The organism is Pseudomonas sp. DW-iso17 (assembly GCF_058725345.1).
Window position 1 is genome coordinate 106,956 of the sequence record NZ_JBZXEA010000008.1, and the last position, 26,321, is coordinate 133,276.

Below are 26,321 nucleotides of genomic sequence, written 5' to 3' on the forward strand. Positions count from 1 at the left end.
CCTGCCGCCTAGCGGAACCCGCCCGAGAGTTTGTCCTTCAGGTAGTTGACCAACGCACTCACCGACTTGGGTACATGGGGCGAGTAGGGCCGAATCAGGTAGATCTCATCGGCAAACGCGCCTTTGAGTGTCCAGTCCTTCAACACCTGCACCACTTTGCCAGCGGCCAGCGCCGCCTGGGCGCTGAAGTCCGGTAGCAGGGCGATGCCCAGGTGGTTGAGTGCGGCGTCGCGCAAGGCTTCGCTGTTATTAGTGGCGAAGCTGCCGGCGATAGGCACGGTGAGGCGCTCGAGGGGCTGGCTGCCGCGTTCAAAGGTCCAGGCGGGCTGGTCGGTGCCGCGTGGGTAAAACAGGCAGTTGTGGGCCGACAGGTCGCCCGGCTCGAGGGGTTCACCGTGGTGTTGCAGGTAGTCATGGGTGGCGACCAGTACCGAGTTGGTGTCGCACAGCTTCCAGGCCACGTGGGTTTCGGGCACCTGGAAGCCGTGGCGCACCGCCAGGTCGTAACCCTCGGCGGCCAATGAGCTCAAGGCATCGGAGACGTCCAATTGGATACGCACCTGAGGGTACAGCTGCAAAAAGCCGGACAGGTGCGGCACCAGTTGTTGCCGGGCGAACGCCACGGGGGCGGTCAGGCGCAGCAGCCCGCGTATTTCCCCGACCGAGTCGCGCACCGAGGAAAAACTGCGGGCGATCTGCGCGTAGGCGCTGCGTACTTCGCGGGTCAACGACAGCCCCGCATCGGTCAGCCGCACGCTGCGGGTGGTGCGCGTCACCAGCCGCGTGCCGGTGGCCTTTTCCAGGTCGGAAATGCGCTGGCTCACCGCCGATTTACTCACCCCCAGGCGCGCGGCGGCAGCGGTGTAGGTGCCTTGTTCCTCCAGCACTGACAGCCAGTGAATGTGGGTCCACAACCCTTCGATCTCAGCCTTTTCCATGGGTGTATTGTTCGCATATAAGGACAATAAGTTCTGGATTCTGCTCTGGTTCGGAACAAAGCGAAAGCCTATCGTGTGGACCAACGCCACCCATCTGGATCGACTGCCATGACTGCAACCATCGAGCACTACATCAACGACCAGCGCGTCAGCCGCGATGACCGTTACCAGGACGTCTACAACCCGGCCACCGGTGAAGTCACCGCCCGTGTGGCCCTGGCCAGCCGCCAGACCGTGGCCGAAGCCGTCGCCGCCGCCCAGGCTGCGTTTGCCGGCTGGGCCGACACCCCGCCGATCCGTCGCGCCCGCGTGTTGTTCCAATACCTGCACCTGCTGCGCGAACGCAAGGACGACCTGGCGCGCATCATCGTCGCCGAGCACGGCAAGGTGTTCACCGATGCCCAGGGCGAAGTCGACCGTGGCATCGACATTCTCGAATTTGCCTGCGGCATTCCCAACCTGCTCAAGGGCGAACACTCCGACCAGGTCTCCCGTGGCATGGACAACTGGACGATGCGCCAGCCGCTGGGCGTGGTCGCCGGCGTGACGCCGTTCAACTTCCCGGTGATGGTACCGATGTGGATGTACCCCATCGCTATTGCGGCGGGTAACACCTTTATCCTCAAGCCCAGCCCGACTGACCCGAGCGCGTCGCTGTTCATGGCCGAGTTGCTGCATGAAGCCGGCCTGCCCAAAGGCGTGTTCAATGTGGTGCAGGGTGATAAAGAATCGGTGGACGCGCTGATCGAACACCCGGACGTCAAGGCCGTGAGCTTCGTCGGCTCCACGCCGATTGCCCAATACATCTACGAGAGCGGCGCCCGCAATGGCAAGCGCGTGCAAGGCCTGGGCGGGGCGAAAAACCATATGGTGGTGATGCCCGACGCCGATATCGAACGCACCGTGGATGCGCTGATGGGCGCAGCCTACGGCAGTGCCGGCGAGCGCTGCATGGCGATCTCGGTGGCGGTGCTGGTGGGTGATGTGGGCGACAAAGTGATCGCCGCTTTGACCGAACGCGCCAAGTTGCTGCGCATCACCGATGGCCGCGATCTCAAAGCCGAGATGGGCCCGATCGTGTCGCGGGCCGCGCTGGAACGCATCAGTGGCTACATTGAGCAGGGTGTACACGCCGGCGCGCAGTTGCTGCTCGATGGCCGTGACTACGTGCCCACCGAACCCGGCCTGGAAAACGGCTTCTGGCTCGGCGCGACCTTGTTCGACCACGTGACCCAGGATATGAGCATCTACCGCGAAGAAATCTTCGGCCCGGTGTTGGCCTGTGTGCGCGTCAACGACTTTGCCGAAGCGGTGAAGCTGGTCAACGACCACGAGTTTGGCAACGGCGTCAGTTGCTTCACTCGCGATGGCAACATTGCTCGTGAGTTTGCGCGGCGTATCGAGGTGGGCATGGTCGGTATCAACGTGCCGATCCCGGTGCCCATGGCCTGGCACGGGTTTGGTGGCTGGAAGAAGAGCCTGTTCGGTGACATGCATGCCTACGGCACCGAGGGCGTGCGCTTCTACACCAAGCAGAAGTCGATCATGCAGCGCTGGTCGGAGAGCATCGAGCAGGGCGCGGAGTTTGCAATGCCGGTGTCCAAGTAAGGTTTAAGCTGTGCTGCTGGATCTGATGTGGGAAGGCTCAAGCCCTCCCACATTTTTTTTGCCTGTTGACGGTGAAACACATAAAAGTCCAGTATGGAATTATAAGTACAAAATAGCTGCTGCACGTTTTTCTTCACTCTTGCCAAACCAACAACAACTTGCGAGAACCCCTCCATGAAGAAACGCCATCTCCTTCCCGCCCTGGCCCTGAGCCTGTTTGCTTCCAGCCACCTGCTGGCCGCCGAGAAAACCCTGCGTATCGGTATTGAGGCGGCTTACCCCCCGTTCGCCTCCAAGACCGGCGACGGCAAGATCGTCGGTTTCGACTACGACATCGGCAACGCCCTGTGCGCGCAAATGAAGGTCAAGTGCGTGTGGATCGAAGGGGAGTTCGACGGGCTGATTCCGTCCCTCAAGGTCAAGAAGATCGACATGGCGTTGTCGTCCATGACCATCAACGAAGACCGCAAGAAGTCGGTGGATTTCACCCACAAGTACTACTTCACCTCGTCGCGCCTGGTGATGAAGGACGGCGCCGTGGTGGATGACCAGTACGCCAGCCTCAAGGGCAAGAACGTCGGTGTACAGCGCGCCACCACCACCGACCGCTATGCCACCGAGGTGTTCGAACCCAAGGGCATCAACGTCAAGCGCTACAGCAATAACGAAGAAATCTACATGGACCTGGCAGCGGGACGCCTGGATGCGATCTTTGCCGACACCATCCCCCTGAGCGACTTCCTGTCGATGCCGCGCGGGCAGGGTTATGCCTTTGTCGGCCCGGAGCTCAAGGACCCGAAATACGTGGGTGAGGGGGCCGGCATTGCAGTACGCAAGGGCAATGGCGAGTTGGTCAGCGAATTGAATGCGGCGATCGACGGCATTCGCGCCAGTGGCGAATACCAGAAGATTTCACAGCAGTACTTCAAGGCCGATATCTACGGCGACTGATGCAAAGACGCGGTCAATGTGGGAGCTGTCGAGCTTTAGCGAGGCTGCGAAAGCGGTGGGTCAGGCGATGCAAATGTTGACCTTGCCGGCCCCTTCGCAGCCTCGCCGGGGCTCGACAGCTCCCACAGGGAATCGGCGCCGTGGTCAGAAAGGGCTCAACCCTTGAGTTCCCTCAAGTGCTTGTAGACCGTCGCTCGCCCCATGCCCAGCACATTGGCCACATAGTTGGAGGCGCTCTTGCCCTTGAATGCGCCTTCGGCATGCAGCGCCAGCACCAGTTCGCGTTTGTGGTCGCGGGTCAACAGGTTCAGGCTCAACTGACGCTCGCGCAGCCAGGCATGCAGGAAGGTGTTGATGCGTTCCTGCCAGTCATCACGGAACAGCGCGTCCGGCTGTGCGATCAGCTTGCTTGGCGACAGGAATAAATCCAGCGCCGCCTTGGCTGTTTCGAACATTGAAATATTCAGGTTGATGCACAACACAGCCAGCCTGCGCCCTTTGTGGTCGTGCAGCACGGTGCTCAGGCTGCGGATTTTCTGGCCATCCCAGTTGAGCTTTTCGTAAGGGCCGATATTCACCTCGCTGACGTCACCGTCGAGCATGTCCTCCAGGGACGAGTCGTCACCCAGGCTGCGTTTGGACAGGTTATTGGCGATGTAATCCACGGTTTGCGTGCGCAGGTCATGCAGCACCACTTCTGCATGGGGAAAGAACAACGTGGCGATTGCATCGGCAATCGCGCGGAAGTTCTGCATGACCTTGTCTTGTTCGGCGGTGTTCATCAATGGGGCTCCAGGCGGACCGGGGAGAGCATACCAGCGTCCAGGCCGAACCGGGTCAGTGCCTCCGGCAGCGGTTCGCCGCGCACCAGGGCGGCGCTTGCCTGGCCCATGGCGGGTGAGGTCTGGATACCATAGCCGCCTTGCGCTGCCACCCAGAACAGTCCCGGTACTTGCGGGTCAAAGCCCGACAGTAAATCACCGTCCTGCACAAAACTGCGCAGCCCGGCCCAGGTGCGCGTGGGGCGGCGGATGGTCAGGGTGGTGGCTTCCTCGATCTGGTAAATGCCCATGGCAATATCCAGCTCTTCGGGTTGCACATCCTGGGGTTCTACCGGGTCGGCGTTGGCCGGCGAGCCGAGGAACATGCCGGCATCCGGTTTCATGTAGAACGCTTCGTCGAGGGCCACCAGCATCGGCCAGTCGTGGCTGTCCATGCCCTCGGGACCAGCAAAGACAAAGGCCGAGCGGCGCTTGGGCTGCAAGCCGATGGACGCTGCGCCCGCCAGCCCGCCGATATGGTCGGCCCAGGCACCGGCGGCGTTGATGATGACCGGCGCGCTGAAGATTGCAGCCTGGGTGCGCACCTGCCACAAGCCATCGGCGTCGCGGCTCAAGCCCAGCACATGGCTGTCGGTGCGCACTTCGCCCTGGTTGCGGCGGATACCGCGCAGGTAGCCTTGATGCAGGGCGTCGGTGTCGATGTCACAGGCGGTAGGGTCGTAGATTGCCCCATGGACTTTTTCACGGCGCAGGATCGGCAAGCGTGCACAGGCTTCATCGACCGTCAGGCGCTGCACCTGCGCCACGGTGGCCTTGGCGCTCAGGTACTGGCTGTCGAGTTCGGCCGGGTCACCGTTGAAATCCACGGTCATTTCGCCCCGGGGCGTCAGCAGTGGGTGTTCGCAGAAACCTGCGGGTGGCTGGTCGAAGAAGGCCCGGCTGGCCAAGGTCAGCGCCCGCACTTGCGGGGTGCCATACGCGGCGGTGTAGAGCGCCGCCGAACGCCCGGTGGAGTGATAGGCCGGGTGACTTTCACGCTCCAGCACCAGAACCTTGCCGTGCTGCGACAACCAGAACCCGGTGGACGCGCCGGCGATGCCGCCGCCGATAATGATGAAGTCTGCCTGGTGCATAACACTCTCCTGATTAGCGTTGGCGTTGGTACAGGGCATTGGCCAGTGCGATGTCTTCCAGGCCCAGGCCGATGGAGCGGAAAAAGACGTGACGATCGTAGTCGGGGCGTTGGACCATGTCGCTGAACAATTCGGGCAGGTCGCCGACAATCATACGTTTGTCCCAGCCGTGCCGCTCGCTGGCGATCAGCATCTCACCGGCCGAATCCGGGGTGGTCTGGCGGTAGTCGCAGAACACGTGCATCTGGTTAAGGCAGTGCGGCGGCACTTCATGGGCGCGTGGCGCGTTGGTGCTGATGGAGGTAATCAGCGCGGGTTTGCTCAGGCGCGAGGGGTCGATGACCGGCCCGGCGGAGGAGGTGCACAGCAGGATCACATCCGCGTCTTCCAGGGCGGCCTCACAACTTGCGACGAGGCTCAGGCGCGGGTCCAGGCTGGCCAACTGCGCACGCGTTTCGGCGCTGGCGCTGCCCAGGCTTGGCGAGTACAGGCGGATTTGCTGCCAGTCGCGCAGGTTCTGCACATAATGCAGGTGCGCCTGGGCGACCTTGCCGCTGCCGATGATCGCCAGGCGTTGCGCCGCCGCCGGGGCCAGCGCATCTACCGCCAAGGCCGTGGTGGCGGCGGTGCGTGCGGTGGTCAATTCAGCAGCATCGCACAACAGCAACGGCTGGCCGCTGTGCATCGACATCAACAGGGTCCAGGCCGTCACCAGGGGGCCTTGTTCACGCACGATGTAGGGCGAAGTCTTGACCCCGTACACCCCGTCTTCGGCCAATACGCCCAGGTAGTTGATGAAGTCCCCGGCGCCATCGGGAAACGCCACCAGCTGTTGCGCCGGCTGCACCGCTTGCCCGGCAGCGAGGTCGCGGAACAGTTTGCGCAGGATCAAAGGCACGTCGACTTGAGCCAGCAAGGTGCGGGCCTGGGCCTGGTCGATAACGAGGGGCGTCGTGGACATGGGGCTCTCCGGATAAACTAATTTGTCCATTATGGACTTTTAGTTTTTATCCGCAATAACCGGAGGGAAAAATGAGATCAATGTGGAGGGAGCCATGAAGATCAAATGTGGGAGCTGGCTTGCCTGCGATAGCGGTGTGTCAGTCGGTCCATCAGGTGGCTGACCCGCCGCTATCGCAGGCAAGCCAGCTCCCACAGGTAATCGATGATGTTCTGGCGGACGAGTTACCGCCTGCCCGAGCGCGTGCTCACATCCACCCACACCGCCAGCACCAAAATGCTGCCCTTGACGATCATCTGCCAGTAGCTGTCCACATCCAGCATCGACATGCCGTTGTCCAAACTGGTAATCACCAATGCCCCAAGCAACGCGCCATACACCGTGCCCGAACCACCGCGCATCGAGGTGCCACCAATAAAGCACGCGGCGATGGCGTCGAGTTCGCCCATGTTACCGGCCGACGGTGAGCCCGCCGCGAGGCGCGCGGTGTTGACCAGGCCAGCGAGGGCGCACATCACGCCCATAATGCCGAAGATCCACAGTTTTACCGCTTGCACATTGATGCCCGACAGCCGCGTGGCCTCCATATTGCTGCCCACCGCATACACCCGGCGGCCGAACACGGTCTGGTGCGTGACATAGCTGAACACCCCCAGCAGCGCCAGCAACAGCAGCACCGGCACGGGGATGCCGTCGTAGCGGTTGAGGGTGGTGACAAAGCCTGCGAGCACCGCGCCAATCAGCACCACGCGCAGTGCATCGCGCAGCCGTGAATGCGCGGCCAACCCATGCAGCGCACGGTTGCGCCGTTGTTTCCAGGTGAGGAACAGTGTCAGGGCAAACAACAATACGCCAAGCCCGATGCCGACGTTGTGGGGCAAATACCCCTGGCCCACATACACCAGCGACGGCGACACCGGCGCAATGGTGGTGCCGCCGGTAATCCCCAGCAGTATCCCGCGAAACGCCAACATCCCGCCTAGGCCGACGATGAACGAGGGGATGCGCAGGTAAGCGGTCATGTAGCCGTTGGCCAAGCCGATCATCAAGCCGCACAGCGCCACCAGGCTCAGGTTGGCCAATAGCGGCACGTGATAGACCACATCCAGAATCGCCGCCAGCCCGCCCAACAGCCCGAGCAACGAGCCCACCGACAAGTCGATCTCGCCGCTGATAATCACCAGCACCATGCCGCACGCTAATATTCCGGTGATCGACATCTGCCGCAGCAGGTTGGAGAGGTTGCGCGGGGTGAGAAAACCACCCTCGGTCTGCCAACTGAAAAACAACCAGATGAACGCCACGGCGATTACCAGCGCGAGCATCTTGTAGCGGGTAAAAAGATGTTTGACCTGATTCATCTACGCGGTCTTCCGATCATTAGGGTTATGGCTGAGCGCGGCGGCGAGCACCTGTTCCTGGGTGAGCCCTTCATTGATGAAATCTCCCCGCAACTGGCCGTCGCCAATCACCAGCACGCGGTTGGACACGCCGAGCACTTCGGCCAATTCCGAGGAGACCATGATGATCGACACGCCTTCGGCGGCCAGCGCACCCATCAGTTTGTAGATCTCGTACTTGGCGCCCACGTCCACCCCGCGTGTGGGTTCGTCGAGGATCAGCACCTTGGGCTGGGTCATCAGCATTTTCGCCAGCACGGCCTTTTGCTGGTTGCCGCCTGAGAGGCTGGTGATCGGCAGCGACGGGCTGGCGGTCTTGAGGTGCATGCGGCTGATTTGCTGGTCGATGCTGCCCAGTTCGGCTTCGGCGTTGATGCGGGTCAGGTGCGCGTAGGTGTCCAGCACCGCCAGGGTGATGTTCTGGCCCACGCCCAGGTCGGGGATGATGCCTTGGCGCTTGCGATCTTCGGGCACCATGCACAGCCCGGCGCGGATCGACTTGAGCGGCGTGCGCGTGTCGATCACCTGACCCTCCAGCCACACCTCGGCGCTGTAGCGCCCGGGGTAGGCGCCGAATAGCGCCGACACCAACTCCGTGCGCCCGGCCCCCACCAAGCCGGCGATGCCAAGGATTTCACCGCGCCTGAGCACGAAGGAGATGTCGTCGACGCGCTTTCGCTTGGGGTTGTCGACGTCGTAGCAGGTGACGTTACGCGCCTCGAAAATTACCTCGCCCACCTCATGGGGCTCGGTGGGGTAGAGGTTGCTCATTTCGCGGCCGACCATCTGCGTGATGATCCGGGGGATGTCCATGTCGGCCATGGCGGTGGTCGCGATGTGCTTGCCGTCGCGAATTACTGCAATGGTGTCGCACACCGCCGCCACTTCATCGAGCTTGTGCGAGATATACACACAGGCCACGCCCTTGGCCTTGAGGCCCCGGACAGTGTCCAGCAGCACCTCGATTTCGCCACGGGTCAGGGCCGAGGAGGGCTCGTCGAGGATCAACAGGCGCGCCTGTTTATTCAGCGCCTTGGCGATCTCCACCAATTGCTGGTAGCCGCCGCCATACTGCGACACCGGCAGCGCCACATTCATGTCCGGCACCTTGAGTTCACGCATCAACGCCTCGGCGCGGTGCAACATCGCCGGGTAGTTCATGCGCCCACCGGGCAGGGTCAGTTCGTGGCCCATGAAAATGTTCTCGGCCACCGACAGGTCGGGCACCAGGGTCAGTTCCTGATGAATGATGACAATCCCGGCGGCCTCGGTTTCGCGGATGGACTGGGCCTTGAGCGGCTGCCCATCCCAGAGGATTTCCCCCTCCCAGGTGCCGTGCGGGTACACCGCCGACAGCACCTTCATCAAGGTGGATTTACCCGCACCGTTTTCACCGCACAGGCCCACACACTCCCCAGGTTTGACCTTGATGTCGATGCCGTTAAGGGCGTTGACACCGCCAAAGCTTTTGACGATGCCGTTCATTTGTAGCAGGTAATCGGCGGCCACGGTCATTGCCCGGCGATCTGCTCTTTGGTGTAGAAACCGTCCTTTTCCAACAGGTCGATGTTGGCTTTGGTCAACGGCGTCGGCGTAAGCAGGATGGTGTCGACCTTCTTGCTGCCATTGTCGTATTGCGAGCTGTAGGTCGGTTGTTCGCTGCGTGCCAACTGCACCGAAAGTTTGGCCGCTTCGGTGGCGATCAGCTTGAGCGGTTTGTACACGGTCATGGTCTGGGTGCCATCGATCACGCGCTTGATCGCCGCGAGGTCAGCGTCCTGGCCGGAGATCGGTACCTTGCCCGCCAGTTTCTGCGCGGCCAGGGCCTGGATCGCACCGCCGGCGGTGGCGTCGTTGGAGGCGACGATGGCGTCGATCTTGTTGTCGTTACGGGGCAGGGCGTTTTCGACAATGCTCAAGGCCTCGGTGGGGTTCCATTCCTTGACCCATTGCTGGCCGACGATCTTGATATCGCCTTTGTCGATGGCCGGTTGCAGCACCTTCATCTGACCTTCGCGCAGCACCTTGGCGTTGTTGTCCGTCGGCGCGCCGCCCAGCAGGAAGTAATTGCCCTTGGGCGCCGCTTGCAACACGCCGCTGGCCTGCATCTCGCCGACTTTTTCGTTATCGAAAGAAATGTAGGCGTCGATGTCGGCATTGAGGATCAGGCGATCATAGGACACCACCTTGATCCCGGCCTTCTTGGCTTCGGCCACCGCGTTGGTCAGCACCGTGGCGTTGAACGGCACGATCACGATCACATCGACGCCCCGGGAGATGAGGTTTTCGATCTGGGCAATCTGCTTTTGCTCGTTGGCATCGGCAGACTGCACGAACACCTTGGCGTCGAGCTTTTCCGCGGCGGCGACAAAGTAATCACGGTCGCGGGACCAGCGCTCCAGGCGCAGGTCGTCGATGGAAAAACCGATTTTCGGGTGCGCAGGGTCGGCCATTACCGGCAGGGCGAACAGCGCCAGGGCTGCGGCGAGCAGGGCAGGTTTGAATGACTTCATGGTGGTGCGTCCTTTTATTGTTGTTGGAAAGACACTAGGTGAAGATCCTCTTTGTGGCGAGGGAGCTTGCTCCCGCTGGAGTGCGTAGCACTCCCATTTTTTGGGGCCGCTTCGCGCCCCAGCGGGAGCAATCTCTGGCCACAGTCAGGTGTAGATAAACCGATTCACAACGCCTTCAAGCATCTCCTGGCGCCCACTCACCGCCTGTGGGTCCAGCGCGTTGGCAAAGGCATGTTCAGCCAATGACTCCAGGCTGAACTCACCGGCCAACACCGCCTGGCCCAATGGTTGGCTCCAGCCGGCATAGCGCTGGTCCTTGAACTGCTGCAAGCGGTCGTCCTGCACCATCGCCGCCGCACGCTCCAACGCCAGGGCCAGCACATCCATGGCGGCGACATGCCCATGGAACAGGTCCACCTCGTCGAGGCTCTGGCGGCGCACCTTGGAATCGAAGTTATAGCCGCCGTTCTTGAACCCGCCAGCCTTGAGGATTTCATAGGTGGCCAGGGTCATTTCCTCGACGCTGTTGGGGAACTGGTCGGTGTCCCAACCGTTCTGCGGGTCGCCGCGGTTGGCGTCGATGCTGCCGAAGATCCCCAACGACACGGCGGTGGCGATCTCATGATGAAAACTGTGCCCGGCCAGCGTCGCGTGGTTGGCCTCGATGTTCACTTTGATTTCGTGTTCCAGGCCGTACTCATGCAGGAATCCGAACACGGTGGCGCTGTCGTAATCGTATTGGTGCTTGGTCGGCTCCTGGGGCTTGGGCTCGATCAACAGGTCACCCGTAAAGCCGATCTTGTGCTTGTGCTCCACCACCATGCGCATAAAACGCCCGAGCTGTTCGCGCTCGCGCTTGAGGTCGGTGTTGAGCAAGGTTTCATAACCCTCACGACCACCCCACAGCACATAGTTGGCGCCCTTGAGCCGCAGCGTGGCATTCATCGCGCTGAACACCTGGGCGGCGGCGAAGGCGAACACCTCTGGGTCCGGGTTGCTCGCGGCCCCGGCGGCAAAGCGCGGGTTACTGAAGCAATTGGCAGTGCCCCATAGCAGCTTGATGCCGGTCTGTTCCTGATGGCGCTCCAGGTGGTCGACCATCTGCGCAAAGTGGTTGCGGTACTCCTTGAGCGAGCTGCCTTCGGTCGCCACATCGGTGTCGTGAAAGCTGTAGTAGTCGATGCCCAGCTTGGAAAAAAACTCAAACGCCGCCTCGGCCTTGCCGATCGCCACCTCCATCGGATCGCCACTGCGCTGCCACGGGCGCTTGAACGTCCCCATCCCAAACATATCCGCCCCCGGCCACACAAAGGTATGCCAGTAACAAGCCGCCATGCGCAGGTGCTCCCGCATGGGCTTGCCGAGGATCAGCTTGTTGGCGTCGTAGTGACGAAACGCGAGGGCAGAGGTGCTGGCAGGGCCTTCGAAGCGCACCTTCTCGACACCGGGGAAGTACGGCATGGGGTTTTCCTTATTGTTCTGAGCGGTGTCTGGATACTAGCAATGGCACCTGGGCGGCTGATTATGAAAATCACCAAGGTGTAGTGCGATTTTGAGTGGTGAGGGTTAGTCTGTCCCTACCGGCCTAAGGACAAAAACAATGAAAACCCTACCGCCCGTTCACCGCATCGCCTTGCTGTTCAACGGCAGCAAAATCTACGACCGCGGCATCATCGCCGGTATCGGCAACTACCTGAGCAGCACCCGCGCATCCTGGGACCTGTTCCTGGAAGAGGACTTCCTCTGTCGCCTGCGCGGTATCGAGCGTTGGCAGGGGGACGGCATCATTGCCGACTTCGATGACCCGCTTATTGGCGAGGCGCTGGCCGGCAGTCGGCTTCCAGTGGTGGCGGTGGGTGGCTCTTATGAGGATGTCAGCAAGTACCCCAAGGGCATTCCTTATGTGGCCACCGATAACCATGCCCTGATGAAGCTGGCCTACGAGCATCTGGTGGAGGCGGGGTTGACGCGGTTTGCCTGTTTCAGCCTGCCCGAAGCCCAGGCCAATCGGTGGGCCCAGGAGCGTGAGAAAGCTTTTCGCCGCTTGATGCAGCGCGATGGCTTGCAGGTAGAGGTGTATCGCGGCCTGGGCACCAGTGCGCCGTTGTGGGACAGCGCGGTGGAGCAGCAGATTGCCTGGCTGCACAGCTTGCCCAAGCCTATCGGCATCATCGCGGTGACCGATGCCCGCGCTCGGCAATTGCTGCAAGCCTGCCTGACGGCGGGTATTGCGGTGCCGGAGGAGGTGGCGTTGATCGGCATCGATAACGACCCGCTGACCCGTACCCTCACGCGGGTGCCGCTCAGTTCGGTGATCCAGGGCACCGAGACCATGGGCCGCACCGCTGCGGCGCTGTTGCATCAGATGCTGCACGGCAAACCCTGCACGGGCACGCAGGTGCTGGTGCCGCCGGACGCCATCAACGTGCAGGCCTCCAGCCTGCATCAACCCCTGGGCAACCCTTACGTGATGCAGGCCTTGTTGTTTATCCGCCAGTACGCCTGCCAGGGCATCAAGACCGATCAGGTCGCGGCTTATGTCGGTGTTTCCCGCTCGTCCCTGGAAGCGCATTTTCGCAAGGCCCGCGGCTGCAGCGTGCATGATGAGATTCTGCGCTTCAAACTTGCCGCTGCCGCCAAAGGCCTGGAAAACCACAGCCTTGCGATTGCCGACATTGCTGCACGCTGTGGCTTCACCTCTGCGCAGTACCTGCATACGGTGTTTCGCCGCGAATTTGGCTGTACGCCGCGTCAGTATCAGCAGGGCACGAACTAGAACACCGCTTTGACCTGCAAGCCCAGCACCAGCGCATTGTCGATGCTCTCCCCGGAAAAAGCCCCCGGCTCGATGATGTATTGCACATCCGGGCGCAAGGTCAGCCAAGGCGTGGCCTGGTAGCCATAACTGAGTTCGATCAGCTGTTCGGCCGTGTCCAGGTCGGGATAGGCCGTGCCGGTGTTGAACGCTGCCAGCTCCTGTACATCACGGCTGCGCGGGTTCGGCACCGCGCGGCCATAGCCCAGGGCGAAGGTATCGCGCGGGCGACCTTCGAACGGCTTGTACAGCACCACGCCTGCGCCATACCACTGGGTGAACGGCGAGGCCGCTTGGCTGGCGGCAGAGTACTGGCCGAAGGCGTGCAGGCTACGGCCTTGGGATGATTGTGAGGCCCACACAGCCTGGTCGATCAAGAGGTAGTGACCGCCGCGCCCGCTGACGTCCTTGTTGCTGCCAATGCGTTTTACATCGGAACTGTCGTAGTAATACCCGAGCTTGTATTCACCGGGCAGTGCGCCCGCATGCTTGTAGATAAGCTCGATGGGCACCACGGTGCCGGTGGTGTGCTTGGGCCCCAGGTGCCAGGCACGGCTGGAGTTGCCGTTGCTGGACGGGTCGACATTGAACGCCGCCACGCGCAGCTGCCAGTTGGGCGAAAAGTCGTACTTCACCCGGGCACCGAGGTGCGCATTCGGGTAGTTGGCCCAGCCACTGCCGCCGGACATGTTCAGCGGATGCCCGCAGAAGCCGGCGTTCATGAAGTTGCACAGGATGCCGCTGTCCAGGCCACCGAGATCATTGCCCATGGCCATATAGCCCAGCTTGAGGTTCAGCGCCGGGGTGAACAGCGTGCGCTCGTAGCTCAGTTCGGTGAGGCGCGTGTAGAGGCCACCGTAGTTTTCCTGGATCGGCAGACGGTTGCCCACCAGGTCCTCGGAGGCGCTGTTGCCGCGTCGGTCGTTGATGGTCAGCTGGATGCGGTCGCCGTTGGTAAAACCGTAGAGCTTGCCCAGGTCGAACTGCACGCCGAGCTTGACGTTTTGCGAGTAGCGCGCCGAACGGTGCTGGCCGCCGTGGGCGTTGTAGGCGGTCTCGCCGCTGTAGTCACCGGTAAAGCGCACACCTTGCGCGTCGAGTTCGCGGCGCAGGCCGCCCCAGTCGCCGGTCAGGGTGGTGTCGTCGGCTTGAACGGGCAGGGCGGCCGCGAAGGCCAGGCCCAGCGCCAGGCGCCAGGCGGTATGAGGAGTAGGGGTCATGGGGGATCTTTCCAAACACAAAGCGCGGTGCCGGAGCACCGCGCGAACAGAGGGCGGTTACGGCAGGGCGTAGGCGATCACGTAGTCGCCACGGTCGGTGGACTGGCGTGCGCCGCCGGCGGTGACGACGATGTATTGCTTGCCGGTTTTCGGCGACACGTAGGTCATCGGCCCACCCTGGCTGCCGACGGGCAGGCGGGCTTTCCAGATTTCATCGCCATTGCCGCTGTTGAAGGCGCGCAGGTAGAAGTCCTGGGTGCCGGCAATAAAGATCAGGCCGCCTTGGGTGGACAGCGTACCGCCCAGGGTCGGCAGGCCTACCTTGATCGGCAGGTGCATGCGGATACCCAGGGGGCCGGTGTCTTCAACGGTGCCCACCGGTACTTGCCAGGCGACCTTTTGCGTCTTCATGTCGATGGCGGTCAAGGTGCCGAACGGCGGCGCCTGGCACGGAATGCCGGCCACCGACAGGAAGCGGTTTTTGTTCACCGCATACGGCGTGCCCTTGAGCGGCACGGCGCCCATGCCGGTGTTCAGCGCTTCACCACCGGAAGAGGCCTGGGCCTTGTTCTGCGACGGTATCATCTGGATCCACAGGCCCAGGCGCATGTCGTTGACGAAGATAAAGCCGTGCACCGGGTCGGTGGAAATGCTGCCCCAGTTCATGCCGCCCAGGGAACCCGGGAAACTCAGGGATTTATCGGTGCCCGGCGCGGTGTACAGGCCGTCGTAGCGCATGCCCTTGAAGTCGATGCGGCACAGCAACTGGTCATACGGCGTCGCGCCCCACATGTCCGACTCGGTCAGGGTTTGCGCGCCGATCTGCGGCATGCCCACGGATTTCGGCTGGGTCAGGGAATACGGCTCGTTGGGAATGTTCGCGGCTTTGACCGGAACTTCCTGCACGTCCGTCAGCGGCTTGCCCGTGGCGCGGTCGAGCACATAGATCTGCCCGGCCTTGGTGCCGATGACTACGGCGGGTACGGCCATGTCGCTGCCTGGCGGGGTGAAGTCGATCAGGCTGGGCTGCATCGGCAGGTCGAAGTCCCAGAGGTCGTTGTGGACCGTCTGGTACACCCACTTCTCGGCACCGGTGGAGGCGTCGAGTGCCAGCACCGAAGCACCGTATTTGTGGTTGAGCTGGGTGCGCTCCACACCGTAGATATCGGTGGACGAGCTGCCCATCGGCAGGAAGACCGTGTTCATCAGTGGGTCGTAAGACATCGGCGCCCAACTGTTCGGGGTGCTGCGCACGTAGGTGGCGTCGCCCGTCGGGGCCTGCTTGTCTTCAGGGTTGCCTGGGTCGAACGCCCAGCGCATTTGACCCGTGATCACGTCAAAGCCACGGATCACGCCACCGGGCATATCGGTCTGCACGTTGTCTGCCACGCGACCGCCGACCACCACGGTGGTGCCGGCCATCAGCGGCGCCGAGGACAGTTGATAGTAGCTGTCCGGCACATTGCCCAGACCGGCCTTGAGGTCCACCTGACCATGGGTGCCAAAGTCTTCGCAGAACTTGCCGGTGTCGGCGTCTACGGCGATCAGGCGTGCATCAATGGTGTTGGTCAGCAGGCGACGCTGGCACTGCGCACCGACAGGCACGCTGGCGGTCAGGATCGGCGAGCTGTTGGGCTGGGTCGGCTGGGCAATCGGTGCGCTGGCGTCGAAATACGCCATGCCCCGGCAACGCTGCCACACTGCCGACTTGGCGTTGACTTCGTTCTTCCACAGTTCTTTGCCGGTGTCGGCATCCAACGCGATCAGGTTGTTGTGCGGGGTGCAGATAAACACTTTGTTGCCGACCTGCAGGGGCGTCAGCTGGTCTTCGGCACCGTTGCCGTCGCTGATGGCCACGTCGCCGGTGTGGTAGGTCCAGGCGACTTTGAGCTTGTCGATGTTGTCGCGGTTGATCTGGTCCAGCGCGGCGAAACGGCTGCCACCTTCGGTATTACCGTAGTGGGCCCAATCTTTCTGCGCATCGGCCGCCGCCACCGGGGTCATGCCCGGGCCTGCACCGGTGGGCGCAACGCTTGGGTGCGCGACAAACATATTGCCCGCCGCCACCGCCACGCCCAGCGCCAACACGGCGGCGACGCCATAGGCACCCCGCGCCGGTTTGCCGGCCAGCAATGGATACACCAGCGCCACAACCACGCCAATCACCGCAAACATGAACAGTCGCGAGAACAGCGGCCAGTATTCCAGGCCCACGTCGGCCACCGCCCACACGGCAGTAGCCACTAGAAACGCGGCGAACAACCAGGCGCCGGCAGGCTTGCAGCGGGCAATCAACAGCCCGGAAATGGCCATGGCCACGCCGCCGAGCAAGAAGTACCAGGAGCCTCCCAGGCTGACCAATTTGGCGCCGCCGACGGCCAGCGCAAGGCCGAGCAGGGCGATGACGACGCCCAGGCCCAGGAGTAAGAATCTAGAGACGCCAGCGGCGCGCGATGCTCGTTTCATGTCGAATGGACTCGAGTGAGAGAGGGCAAAGACGCGATTTTAGCAAGATAAGTAACCAGTTAGTACATTTGAGTCCTGCAATAGACTGTTGCAGGTACTGCGATGATGGGCAGGGCCGTCTCTGAGGCGGCATAGATGGACCCGGCGACGCGTACCCTGTGGCGAGGGAGCTTGCTCCCGCTGGGGCGCGAAGCGGCCCCGCTCTTATTTTAAAAGACTGGGACTGCTACGCACTCCAGCGGGAGCAAGCTCCCTCGCCACGGTACAGCGCTGCCTTTATTGGGCGGGCATCAGAACTTGAAGCGCCCCACCAGCCCATTGAGCTGGCCGGAAATATCCGTCAGCCGCCCTGAACCGGTCTGCGCCGAATGCGCAAAGCCTTCCACCAACTGCGCGTCGGCGTGGATCTGCGCGATATGCCGGTTGATCTCTTCGGCCACCTGGTGCTGCTCTTCGGCGGCGGTGGCGATCTGGGTGTTCTGGTCGCGAATCGAGTCCACCGAACCACGGATCTTGTCGAAGCTGTCGCGGGCCTGCTGGATGCGCTCCACGCTGGTGTTGGACACCAGCAAGCTGCCTTGCATCTGCTGGGTGACTTCCTGGGTGCGGCGGGCGAGGTTGCCCAGCAGGCTGTCGATTTCGCCGGTGGAGTCGGCGGTGCGACGCGCCAGTGCACGCACTTCATCGGCGACCACCGCAAAGCCGCGGCCCTGGTCGCCAGCGCGGGCAGCTTCGATCGCGGCGTTGAGCGCCAGCAGGTTGGTCTGTTCGGCTATCGAACGGATGGTATCGAGGATGGTGTTGATGTTCTGGCTGTCTTGCTCGAGCAACTGCATGGTCTGTGTGGATTTTTGCAGGTCTTCGCTGAGCTTGAGCACGCTGCCGGTGGCTTCGCCGATGTGCTGCTGGCCGGTGTGCACGTCGCGATAGCCCTCATCGGCACTCGTGGCGGCGGCGCTGCATGAACGCGCGACTTCGTTGGCGGTGGCAACCATCTCGTTGAACGCAGTGCTCACCAGTTCCACGGCTTCGCGCTGGCGGCCGGCGGCCTGGTTCATATTGTTGGCCACGGCGCTGGTGTCGGCGGCGGCGGTTTGCAGGTCTGAGGAGGCGTTGCCGATGCGCTGCACCAATTGCGCGATCATGCTCAGGAACTGGTTGAACCAGCCGGCCAGGCTAGCGGTTTCGTCCTTGCCTTGCACTTTGAGCTGGCGCGTGAGGTCGCCTTCACCTTCGGCGATTTCCTGCAAACCGTCGGCCACGCCGCGAATCGGGCGCACGATCACACGGGCGAAACTAGCGCCTACTATCGCGAACACCACGGCCAATACGGCGGCAATCGCCGCGATCAACCACGTCAGGCGGGTGGCGCCGGCCATCACTTCGTCGCGCTTGATCAGGCCGATAAAGCGCCAGCCCAGGTCTTTGGAACTGACCACGTTAGCCATGTAGGCCACGCCGTCGATGCTCACCTCGGTCACGCCATCGCCGTGCTTGGCCAGTTCGGCGTAGTTCGCGCCCAGGCCCGCCAGGGGCTTGAAGTTGTGCGTGGCATCGCTGGGGTCCACCAGCACGTTGCCGTCGGCTTCCACCAGCATCAGGTAGCCGCTGTCGCCCAGCTTGATGGTGCGCACCAACTCGGTCAGTTGCTTAAGCGACACGTCCAGGCCAACCACCCCAAGGACGTTACCCGTGGCATCCGCGACGGTGCGCACGGTGCCGATCAGCACCACATCGTCCGGGGCCCAGTAGTAGGCGCCTGTGCGCACGGTCTTGCCTGGCGCTGCGATGGCGGCCTGGTACCAGGGGCGGGTGCGCGGGTCGTATTGCGTCAGTTTGGCGTCGTCTGGCCAACTGGCGTAGCCGCCATCGCTCAGGCCCAGGGACAGGTAGGCGGTGCTGGGGTGGCTTTTGGCGAACTGATCGAAAATCGCCAGCAGCTCTGTGTTGGTCGGCGTCAGCGGGATTTGCGCGGCATCGGCGCCGGCATAGCTTTTGAGGTTCTTGGCCGCGATCACGCGCGGGTCCTTGGCGACGAAGTCGACATTCTGGCTGATGCCGTCGAAAAACTGCTGCATGCCATTGTCGATCTGGCGGATCTCGCGGCCGCTGCTGTCGAGGAAGTTGGCCAGCGCACCCTCGCGCAGATTCAGCACCACGATAATGGCGACCAGGATGACCGGCACGCACGCGATGGCCGCAAACGCCCATGTCAGCTTCTGCTTGATATTCATGACTTCACCCGCGGGTATTTATAGTTTTGGCAAGGGGAGAAAAATTAGTGCTGCGTGTCGCAGGCGTTTTTGTGAGAGGCGAGGCCATGCGTACCCTCGGTATATCGGCCGAGGGAGTTGGCACTTGAGCAGGGGGAATCAGGCGATCGGGTCACCGACCAGGGCATCGCGGCGCATCGACTGCAGGTTCTTCTCGATGGTTTCGCAGATGCTTTCCATCTGGATCTGGTGTTCGCTGGAATTGAACGGGCTTTGCAGGTCGGTGCCGATGCGTTCGATGGCCAGCAGCATGAAGCCCACGACTGTGGAAGCCAGCGGCGTGAACCAACCGAGGGATTCCACCAGGCCCACCGGTACGATCAGGCAGAACAGCGAAATGAATAGCCGCGGGAAGTACACGTAAGGGTAGGGCAGTGGCGTGTTGGCAATCCGCTCCATGCCGCCCTGGGCGTTGGAGAGGTCCACCAGGGTCGACTCCAACCGCGCCAGGCGGATGCTGTCCAGGCGCCCGGCCTGGTATTCGCGCGCCAGCAACGAGGCTGAGCCGGTGAGGATGTCATTGGCGAAGTTATTGGTGGCGCCGTTGCGCGCAAATTCTTCGGCGGGGATAAAGGCTCGCACTTCCTCCGGGCACGGCTGGCCCTTGAGGTGCGCAGCCAGGCAGTTGACGTAAGCCACGTGACGGCGCAACAGCGTCGACTTCACCGGGTTCACCTCACCGGGGGCGTCATCGAGCAGGGTCAACACTTGCCGGGCAAAACTGCGCGAGTTGTTGACCATCGCACCCCACAGCGTGCGTGCTTCCCACCAGCGGTTATAGGCGCTGCTGTTGCGAAAACTGATCAGCACCACCAGTGCCGAGCCGAGCAAGGTCAGGGGCATCAGCGGCAAATTGATCTTGGCGGTGAGAAACAGCATGAAATCCACCGTCACCGCCACATCCCACAACAACAGCCAGAACAACGCCCAGCCCACATAGCCCATGGTCTTGATGATCAGGCGGTATTTCTTCAGAAGGGCAGCTTTCAAACGAGAACCTCGCGGCGGGCGGTTGGCAACAATCCCCTGTTACGACGCCGTCGAGGAAGGAAGGTTCGCAGTGTGCTGAATCGATTAGTCCTCTAACCGCCAGGCGGAGAGAATGTAACCAAAGGTTGCGCGTAAGTGTGTGCTACGGGGCATTTGACGGTGGAACAACTTTGGTACTGATGACGTCTTGTCCGGCAATCGCTGTACATTGCGTTCGAGGCAAAAAGCCATTAATGGCAGGAATTTTGAAGTGATTTGTTTTGGGGCCGGGCTGCAGGGATTTCGTAGCTGAGATCAGTGGCATCAAGTTGGATGATCAGGGCTCTTTCATGCGTGTCAGTTCGTTGAAGTTGGCTATGTGTAATACCGCGCAAGCGCTCGAACGTCATAAGGATTTTGAATCGTGCATGAGAGCGCATTACCACGTGCTGCTCGTGCCCTATTCAAAACGACCGTTTTTCTACAAGAGTGCCCTTAAATACAGCCGCTTGATGGTGTCGTTTGCATTATTGAGCCAATACTTTTCCACACCGCTGCCGTTGTTGGCAGAAGTTAAAGCCTTGTGCGTAACGCGCAAATATTGTTCGAAAAACAGCCTGGAATCGATTTTTTTGCTATTCCGGGCTCTGGGTTTCATGGAGGTTGCGCCGCACCCCGAAGACAGTCGCTTCAGGGTGTATGCACCCTCGGATGAAGCCTGCCGCGAAGCGCGGTTGATGCTCACCGCCCTCACGGAGTCGTTGGCGCTGCTCTACCCCGAACGGGAAGTGTTCCGGCAGATGCGTGACTTGGATGACCGTGAGTTCCTGGCGCTCTATTTCAAAGGTTTTGCCATGATTCTCGCGGCCGAGTTGACGGTGGATGTCTTGCTGCCCGAATGTTATTGGCTGGTGAAACGCGATGCCGGCCATCTGTTGATGCTGGCGATCTACAACGATGCCTTTGCCCCTGAGAACGACCGCGCCACCTTCCGGTCGTCTTCCTACCTGGCCTTGGCCAAGCAACTTTCCGTGTCCAAGACCCACATTATCCGTATGGTGCAGGAGGGGGTCGAAAAGGGTTATTTCAAAGCCCACTCCAAAACCCGGCTGGAAGTTCTGCCACCCTTTGCCAGCCTGGTAAAGCGGTTCATGGCCTTTTCATTTGCGATGGGCCTGCATGCTATTGAGATGGGAGCGTAAGGATGCCTGCTAACTTGAAGTTGCGGCCCAGAATGCGCAGTTTGTTGTCACCTGCGGTGACCCAAGCCGAATGGGTCGGGATTATTGCCTGGGTCGGCATGCTCCTGATTCCTGCGGCCCTGAAGTTGGATTTTTATATGTTGGCCGTCACGGTGGGCCTGCTGATTGTTTGCCGGGTACATGCCACCACCACGAACTTTCTGCTCTGGCGAGTGCTGGGAGTCACCTATATGGTGTTGTTGTCCGTCGGCTTCGCTTATCTGATTCATATGCACGCAGAGTTGCGTATCTATGGCTTGCCGTTGGCGGTGACCCTGGTGGTGGGCAGTGCAATCTTGTTTATCAGTGTCCAGGATTATCTGGCCGATGCGCTATTGATCTGGCTGATCCTGTGGCCGCCCATGCAGGCGGATATATACGCCGGCACCGAGGTGTATTTGCTGCTGTTCTGCGCGGCGTCGGTGTCCATCGGGTTTATCTTGAGTTATTCCTACTTGAAGAACCTGCGTTCGGTATTGCTGGTGGAAAGCGAGTTTCGCGCCTTGGCCGAGACCGACTACCTGACGTCCATCCTCAACCGGCGCGCCTTTATGCAGAGCTTCGAGAAGTTGCTCGGTGGGGAGCGGGGCGGCTACTTCATCATGTTGGATATCGACAGTTTCAAGGAAAAAAACGACCTGTATGGCCACGACGTGGGGGACAAGATTCTGCGCGCCATGGCGCTGTGCCTGAAAAACGCCAAGGGCAGCCACAGCTTCGGACGGATCGGCGGGGAAGAGTTCGGCGTGTTATTGCAGGGCGACGATGTGGAGGTGGCCTGTGATTATGCCCTGGACTTGTTGCAGGCGATCCGCAGCAGCGTGCCTGCGCCCCACCATTACACCTGCAGTGCGGGGATGGCGCGTTTTTCGCCAGGCGACGAGTTGTCGGCCGTACTCAAGATGGCGGACAAGAACCTGTACGGCGCCAAGCGCAATGGCAAGGACTGTGTGCACCTGGACGGCGCATTGCTACAGGCGGTCTTGTCCTGACGCGTGCCGTCTAGTGCTGTGACAGAACGCTCGCCAGCAACCCAGGGAAGCGGCTTTCCAGCTCGTCACGGCGCAACGAGTTCATATGGGTGGTGCCCACATTGCGCGTGTGCACCAGGCCGGCATCGCGCAATACCCGGAAGTGATGGGACATGCTGGATTTGGGCCGCCCCCCGTCCAGTTCGCCACAGGTGGCCTCTGGCACGTTGGCCAGGTAGCGCACGATGTCCAGGCGCACGGGGTCGCTCAAGGCGTACAGCACACGCTCAAGCGTCAATTCTTGGGGGGTAGGGTGTTTGAAGGCTCGCATGGGGCGGATCATAACAGGGGGGTAGCGTTCAATACCATAGTTCGATTACCATCGAACTATCGAATCACCCACCCCTTCCTGGAGTTCTCAATGTCGGCTTTGTTCGAACCGTTCAAACTCAAAGATGTGACCTTGCGCAATCGCATTGCTATCCCCCCGATGTGCCAATACATGGCCGAAGACGGCATGGTCAACGACTGGCACCACGTCCACCTGGCCGGCATGGCCCGTGGCGGTGCCGGCCTGCTGGTGGTCGAGGCCACCGCGGTCGCCCCTGAAGGACGCATCACCCCAGGCTGCGCTGGGATCTGGAGCGACGCCCACGCCCAGGCATTCGTGCCCATGGTCAAAGCCATCAAGGCCGCAGGTTCGGTGCCGGGCATCCAGATCGCCCACGCCGGTCGCAAAGCCAGTGCCAATCGCCCCTGGGAAGGTGATGACCACATCCCGGCCTCTGATGCCCGTAGCTGGGAAACCATCGCGCCGTCGGCCATTGCGTTCGGTGCCAACCTGCCCAACGTACCGCGTGCCATGACCCTGGAAGACATCGCCCGTGTGCAGCAGGACTTCGTCGACGCGGCCCGTCGCGCCCGCGATGCCGGTTTTGAATGGATCGAACTGCACTTCGCCCACGGTTACCTGGGCCAGAGCTTTTTCTCCGAGCATTCCAACCAGCGTACCGATGCCTACGGTGGCAGCTTCGACAACCGCAGCCGCTTCCTCCTCGAAACCCTGGCTGCGGTGCGTGAAGTCTGGCCGGAAAACCTGCCGCTCACCGCCCGGTTCGGCGTGATCGAATACGACGGTCGTGATGAGCAGACCCTCACCGAGTCCATTGAACTGGCGCGCCGTTTCAAGGACGGGGGCCTGGACCTGTTGAGCGTCAGCGTCGGCTTTACCATTCCTGACACCAACATCCCATGGGGCCCGGCCTTCATGGGCCCGATTGCCGAGCGAGTGCGCCGTGAAGCCGGTATTCCGGTGACCTCGGCCTGGGGCTTCGGCACGCCGCAACTGGCCCAAGGCGCTTTGCAGGCCGGGCACCTGGACCTGGTTTCGGTAGGGCGTGCGCATCTGGCCGACCCGCATTGGGCCTACTTTGCTGCCAAGGAGCTGGGCGTGGACAAGTCCTCCTGGACCTTGCCGGCGCCTTACGCGCATTGGCTGGAACGCTATCGCTGAGGTACGCCTGCGCGTTGCATGAGCCACTCGATTGAGTGGCTTTTTTTCGCCTGTCGCTTTTCGCGACCTACGCGGTGAAAAATAACAAATGAGAATCGATGTCAAACGAGAATCCGCTGATATATGATGCGCCGCGAATTCTTGGCAGGTTTGCCGTCCCATCTGGCTCATTCACTAGGTTCTACACCCATGCGTCGTACCCTGATTTCCATCTGTGTGCTCCAGGCGTTTTCCCCCTTCGCGTGGGCAGAGCAGGCACCTGCCGAGAACGCCAGTATCGAGCTGCAAGCGACCAATGTCACCGCCACCGCGGACCTTGAGTCGGCCCAAGGCCCCGTGCAGGGCTACCACGCCACACGTTCAGCCAGTGTGACGCGCACCGACACCGCCATTCATGAAACTCCACAGTCCATCAGCGTAGTGTCCAAGGACGTGGTCGAAGACCTCGGTGCAACGCGCCTGCAGGATGCCCTCGATTACGCGGGCGGCGTGGGCCGCGCCAACAATTTCGGCGGCCAGGGCCTGACTACCTTTACCGTGCGCGGCTTCACCACCGGTGAGTTCTACCGCAACGGTTTCCCGATCAACCGCGGTTACCCGAACATGCCGGACGCCAACACCATCGAGCGTCTTGAAGTGCTGCGCGGCCCTGCGACCATGCTCTACGGCCGTGGCGACCCAGGCGGTACCTTCAACGTGGTGTCCAAGCAGCCGCTGGCTGAACGCACCGTCACCCTGGGCAGCCAGCTCAATGACCAGGGCATGAAGCGCGGCACCCTGGATGCCTCCGGCCCGCTGGACGAGGAAGGCCGCCTGGCCTATCGCCTGAACGTGGTGGGCGAGGGCGGCGACACCTTCCGCGATCACGTCGAGACGGAACGCTACGGCGTGACGCCGGTGATCACCTGGCAGGCCACCGATGACACCAAGGTGACCTTCGAAGGCGATTTCATGCGCAACAACCACCCGCTGGACCGCGGCCTGACGCGTTTCCCCAACCAGCGTGGCACCCCCTCGCGCGATACGTTCTGGGGCGACAAGGATGCCGGCAAGCTGCACAACGACAACAACATGGCGCAGTTGCGTTTCGAGCACGTGCTTAACGACAACTGGACCCTGGGCGGCGGTTTTCAATGGTTGGACGGCAGCCTGAAGGGCAACGCCATTGAGGCCAATGGGCCGGGTAGCCTGGGCGCCGATGGCCGGACCCTGCAACGCAACTTCAACTACCGCAAGCTGGAATGGACCGACAAGGACTATCAGCTCAACCTGACCGGGCACTTCTCCACCGGCGGGTTCGATCACACCTTGCTTACCGGTATCGAGTACGAGGACTACGACTACAAGTCGATTATCCAGCGTTCCAGCGCCGCGGCGGGCACCTACCCAATCGATATCTTTGATCCGGTGTACGGTCAAACCCGCCCGGCGCTGACCCGAACGCCGACCCACGATAAGGAAAACCTCAAGACCTACGCCGCTTTCGTACAGGACCAGGTCGCCCTCACTGAACGGCTGAAAGTACTGGCCGGTGCCCGCTTCGAGCGTTTCGAGCATGACTACCAGAACTATGTAGGTAAAAGCTGGCAGGCCGCCGATAACGCCGTCACCCCGCGCGTGGGTGTGATCTACGACCTCACCGACACCGTCGCGGTCTATGCTGACGCCGCACGTTCGTTCAAACCCAACGCCAGCGCCAGCCGCGAAGGCGGTGGTTTTGCGCCGGAGAAGGGCAAGTCCTACGAGATGGGCCTCAAGTGGGAGGCGCTGGACCGGCAGTTGAGCGTGGATGCGGCGATCTATCAGATCGAGAAGAAAAACGTGCTGACCCCCGATCCGGTGGACAGTGCCTTTAATGTCGCGGCCGGCCAAGTGCGCAGTCGTGGATTTGACCTGAACGTTGCAGGCAACCTCACGCCCGAATGGCGCGTGATCGGCGGTTACGCCTATGTAGATGCCGAAGTCACCCGTGATAACACTCTGCGCTCCGGCACTCGCTTGATGAACATCCCGCGCAACAGCTTCAGCCTGCTCAACGTCTACGAGTTCCAGGACGGCGCGCTCAAAGGCCTGGGCCTGGGCGCCGGCGGCAAGTACGTCGACCAGCGCGCCGGCCAGACCGCCAATACGGCATTCTCCATGGACGCCTATACCGTGGTCGACCTGCTCGGTTACTACAAGGTCAATGAGCGTGTGCGCTTGAACCTGGATGTGAAGAACCTGTTCAACCGTGAATATGAAGAGGGCGCGTTCGGCAATATCTACGCTTACCCCGGTGCACCGCGAACTGTGCAGGTGGGCATCGCCTACACCCTGTGATGAACAGCTGCGGTACCACGCAGGGCCTGTGGCGAGGGAGCTTGCTCCCGCCACGGCGCCTATCTACCTGACGCCCCGCGTTCCAACTGTGGGAGCTGGCTTGCCTGCGATGGCGGCCTGACAGCCGACACATTTCTACCTGACACGTCGCGTTCCAACTGTGGGAGCTGGCTTGCCTGCGAAGACGGCCTGCCAGCCGACACATTTCTACCTGACACGTCGCGTTCCAACTGTGGGAGCTGGCTTGC

19 protein-coding genes and 2 pseudogenes are annotated in these 26,321 nt (G+C 61.6%); 7 read left to right on the forward strand and 14 right to left on the reverse strand.

What is annotated here, in order from left to right; all coding sequences use genetic code 11:
• Positions 1–8 precede the first annotated feature (8 nt).
• A complete protein-coding gene (locus AC4PS6_RS06925) occupies positions 9–938 on the reverse strand; it encodes a LysR family transcriptional regulator (protein ID WP_336827263.1) in 930 nt (309 codons plus the stop codon).
• A gap of 108 nt (positions 939–1,046) precedes the next feature.
• Between AC4PS6_RS06925 and AC4PS6_RS06930 the strand changes: the two genes are divergently transcribed.
• Both AC4PS6_RS06930 and AC4PS6_RS06935 read left to right on the forward strand, forming a co-directional pair.
• A complete protein-coding gene (locus AC4PS6_RS06930) occupies positions 1,047–2,546 on the forward strand; it encodes a CoA-acylating methylmalonate-semialdehyde dehydrogenase (protein ID WP_060767473.1) in 1,500 nt (499 codons plus the stop codon).
• Positions 2,547–2,720: 174 nt separating this feature from the next.
• Entirely contained in the window at positions 2,721–3,497 is a 777-nt protein-coding gene (locus tag AC4PS6_RS06935) for an ABC transporter substrate-binding protein (RefSeq protein ID WP_014718054.1), read from the forward strand.
• A 155-nt stretch (positions 3,498–3,652) separates the two neighbouring features.
• Here the strand turns inward: AC4PS6_RS06935 and AC4PS6_RS06940 are convergent, their stop codons facing one another.
• From AC4PS6_RS06940 to xylA, 7 genes are all read right to left on the reverse strand, one after another.
• Positions 3,653–4,279, reverse strand: a complete 627-nt coding sequence (locus AC4PS6_RS06940; RefSeq protein WP_336827264.1) for a helix-turn-helix transcriptional regulator — start codon at positions 4,277–4,279, stop codon at positions 3,653–3,655.
• Positions 4,279–5,412, reverse strand: coding sequence for an NAD(P)/FAD-dependent oxidoreductase (locus AC4PS6_RS06945; RefSeq protein ID WP_102666487.1), 1,134 nt, complete (start codon positions 5,410–5,412; stop codon positions 4,279–4,281). Before AC4PS6_RS06945 ends, AC4PS6_RS06940 begins: the two co-directional genes overlap by 1 nt.
• 13 nt (positions 5,413–5,425) lie before the next feature.
• A complete protein-coding gene (locus tag AC4PS6_RS06950) occupies positions 5,426–6,373 on the reverse strand; it encodes an ornithine cyclodeaminase family protein (protein ID WP_492180762.1) in 948 nt (315 codons plus the stop codon).
• A 224-nt stretch (positions 6,374–6,597) separates the two neighbouring features.
• Positions 6,598–7,734 (reverse strand): sugar ABC transporter permease, encoded by a 1,137-nt coding sequence (locus AC4PS6_RS06955; RefSeq protein WP_014718057.1) that lies wholly within the window; start codon positions 7,732–7,734, stop codon positions 6,598–6,600.
• Positions 7,735–9,288, reverse strand: coding sequence for a D-xylose ABC transporter ATP-binding protein (xylG, locus tag AC4PS6_RS06960; RefSeq protein ID WP_032903505.1), 1,554 nt, complete (start codon positions 9,286–9,288; stop codon positions 7,735–7,737).
• Complete coding sequence (gene xylF / locus AC4PS6_RS06965) at positions 9,285–10,286, reverse strand: D-xylose ABC transporter substrate-binding protein (RefSeq protein WP_492180763.1); 1,002 nt, start codon at positions 10,284–10,286, stop codon at positions 9,285–9,287. Before xylF ends, xylG begins: the two co-directional genes overlap by 4 nt.
• 144 nt (positions 10,287–10,430) lie before the next feature.
• Entirely contained in the window at positions 10,431–11,747 is a 1,317-nt protein-coding gene (xylA, locus tag AC4PS6_RS06970; protein WP_336827265.1) for a xylose isomerase, read from the reverse strand.
• A 139-nt stretch (positions 11,748–11,886) separates the two neighbouring features.
• Here xylA and AC4PS6_RS06975 point away from each other — a divergent pair, with 139 nt between their 5' ends.
• Positions 11,887–13,062 carry a XylR family transcriptional regulator gene (locus AC4PS6_RS06975; protein ID WP_020302070.1) on the forward strand — a complete coding sequence of 392 codons (1,176 nt, stop codon included), beginning with the start codon at positions 11,887–11,889 and terminating at the stop codon, positions 13,060–13,062.
• On the opposite strand, the gene AC4PS6_RS06980 is transcribed toward AC4PS6_RS06975, so the two are convergent.
• The 5 genes and pseudogenes from AC4PS6_RS06980 to AC4PS6_RS07000 form a co-directional block, all read right to left on the reverse strand.
• Entirely contained in the window at positions 13,059–14,321 is a 1,263-nt protein-coding gene (locus AC4PS6_RS06980; RefSeq protein WP_336827267.1) for a carbohydrate porin, read from the reverse strand. The two genes, AC4PS6_RS06975 and AC4PS6_RS06980, sit on opposite strands and share 4 nt — an antisense overlap.
• Before the next feature lie 57 nt (positions 14,322–14,378).
• Positions 14,379–16,787, reverse strand: coding sequence for a glucose/quinate/shikimate family membrane-bound PQQ-dependent dehydrogenase (locus tag AC4PS6_RS06985; protein ID WP_336827268.1), 2,409 nt, complete (start codon positions 16,785–16,787; stop codon positions 14,379–14,381).
• Positions 16,788–17,077: 290 nt separating this feature from the next.
• Positions 17,078–17,614 (reverse strand): annotated as a pseudogene (locus AC4PS6_RS06990) (methyl-accepting chemotaxis protein); the annotation flags it as partial.
• A gap of 327 nt (positions 17,615–17,941) precedes the next feature.
• Positions 17,942–19,021: pseudogene (locus AC4PS6_RS06995) on the reverse strand (HAMP domain-containing protein); the annotation flags it as partial.
• Between the two features lie 138 nt (positions 19,022–19,159).
• Positions 19,160–20,050: a bestrophin family protein gene (locus AC4PS6_RS07000; protein ID WP_003190542.1), complete on the reverse strand. Its 891-nt coding sequence runs from the start codon at positions 20,048–20,050 to the stop codon at positions 19,160–19,162.
• 329 nt (positions 20,051–20,379) lie between these two features.
• On the opposite strand from AC4PS6_RS07000, the gene AC4PS6_RS07005 reads away from it, so the two are divergent.
• Positions 20,380–21,231 (forward strand): hypothetical protein, encoded by an 852-nt coding sequence (locus AC4PS6_RS07005; RefSeq protein WP_172832686.1) that lies wholly within the window; start codon positions 20,380–20,382, stop codon positions 21,229–21,231.
• A gap of 2 nt (positions 21,232–21,233) precedes the next feature.
• Entirely contained in the window at positions 21,234–22,262 is a 1,029-nt protein-coding gene (locus tag AC4PS6_RS07010; RefSeq protein WP_014718066.1) for a GGDEF domain-containing protein, read from the forward strand.
• A 10-nt stretch (positions 22,263–22,272) separates the two neighbouring features.
• Here the strand turns inward: AC4PS6_RS07010 and AC4PS6_RS07015 are convergent, their stop codons facing one another.
• Positions 22,273–22,572 carry an ArsR/SmtB family transcription factor gene (locus AC4PS6_RS07015; protein WP_003190545.1) on the reverse strand — a complete coding sequence of 100 codons (300 nt, stop codon included), beginning with the start codon at positions 22,570–22,572 and terminating at the stop codon, positions 22,273–22,275.
• A 90-nt stretch (positions 22,573–22,662) separates the two neighbouring features.
• Between AC4PS6_RS07015 and AC4PS6_RS07020 the strand changes: the two genes are divergently transcribed.
• The gene (locus tag AC4PS6_RS07020; RefSeq protein ID WP_014718067.1) at positions 22,663–23,754 is read left to right on the forward strand and encodes an NADH:flavin oxidoreductase/NADH oxidase; all 1,092 of its coding nucleotides are present in this window, start codon (positions 22,663–22,665) and stop codon (positions 23,752–23,754) included.
• A gap of 189 nt (positions 23,755–23,943) precedes the next feature.
• Positions 23,944–26,073 (forward strand): TonB-dependent siderophore receptor, encoded by a 2,130-nt coding sequence (locus AC4PS6_RS07025; RefSeq protein ID WP_336827269.1) that lies wholly within the window; start codon positions 23,944–23,946, stop codon positions 26,071–26,073.
• Positions 26,074–26,321 lie beyond the last annotated feature (248 nt).

Excerpts from the sequence above, each read along its gene's own strand:
- AC4PS6_RS07025 (WP_336827269.1), top strand. The coding sequence starts at position 23,944 with ATGCGTCGTACCCTGATTTCCATCTGTGTGCTCCAGGCGTTTTCCCCC.
- AC4PS6_RS06925 (WP_336827263.1), bottom strand. The coding sequence starts at position 938 with ATGGAAAAGGCTGAGATCGAAGGGTTGTGGACCCACATTCACTGGCTG.
- AC4PS6_RS07015 (WP_003190545.1), bottom strand. The coding sequence starts at position 22,572 with ATGCGAGCCTTCAAACACCCTACCCCCCAAGAATTGACGCTTGAGCGT.
- AC4PS6_RS07020 (WP_014718067.1), top strand. The coding sequence starts at position 22,663 with ATGTCGGCTTTGTTCGAACCGTTCAAACTCAAAGATGTGACCTTGCGC.
- AC4PS6_RS07005 (WP_172832686.1), top strand. The coding sequence starts at position 20,380 with ATGCGTGTCAGTTCGTTGAAGTTGGCTATGTGTAATACCGCGCAAGCG.
- AC4PS6_RS06945 (WP_102666487.1), bottom strand. The coding sequence starts at position 5,412 with ATGCACCAGGCAGACTTCATCATTATCGGCGGCGGCATCGCCGGCGCG.
- AC4PS6_RS06935 (WP_014718054.1), top strand. The coding sequence starts at position 2,721 with ATGAAGAAACGCCATCTCCTTCCCGCCCTGGCCCTGAGCCTGTTTGCT.
- AC4PS6_RS07010 (WP_014718066.1), top strand. The coding sequence starts at position 21,234 with ATGCCTGCTAACTTGAAGTTGCGGCCCAGAATGCGCAGTTTGTTGTCA.
- xylG (WP_032903505.1), bottom strand. The coding sequence starts at position 9,288 with ATGACCGTGGCCGCCGATTACCTGCTACAAATGAACGGCATCGTCAAA.
- AC4PS6_RS06940 (WP_336827264.1), bottom strand. The coding sequence starts at position 4,279 with ATGAACACCGCCGAACAAGACAAGGTCATGCAGAACTTCCGCGCGATT.
- AC4PS6_RS06985 (WP_336827268.1), bottom strand. The coding sequence starts at position 16,787 with ATGAAACGAGCATCGCGCGCCGCTGGCGTCTCTAGATTCTTACTCCTG.
- AC4PS6_RS06950 (WP_492180762.1), bottom strand. The coding sequence starts at position 6,373 with ATGTCCACGACGCCCCTCGTTATCGACCAGGCCCAGGCCCGCACCTTG.
- AC4PS6_RS06975 (WP_020302070.1), top strand. The coding sequence starts at position 11,887 with ATGAAAACCCTACCGCCCGTTCACCGCATCGCCTTGCTGTTCAACGGC.
- xylF (WP_492180763.1), bottom strand. The coding sequence starts at position 10,286 with ATGAAGTCATTCAAACCTGCCCTGCTCGCCGCAGCCCTGGCGCTGTTC.
- AC4PS6_RS06955 (WP_014718057.1), bottom strand. The coding sequence starts at position 7,734 with ATGAATCAGGTCAAACATCTTTTTACCCGCTACAAGATGCTCGCGCTG.
- AC4PS6_RS06930 (WP_060767473.1), top strand. The coding sequence starts at position 1,047 with ATGACTGCAACCATCGAGCACTACATCAACGACCAGCGCGTCAGCCGC.
- xylA (WP_336827265.1), bottom strand. The coding sequence starts at position 11,747 with ATGCCGTACTTCCCCGGTGTCGAGAAGGTGCGCTTCGAAGGCCCTGCC.
- AC4PS6_RS06980 (WP_336827267.1), bottom strand. The coding sequence starts at position 14,321 with ATGACCCCTACTCCTCATACCGCCTGGCGCCTGGCGCTGGGCCTGGCC.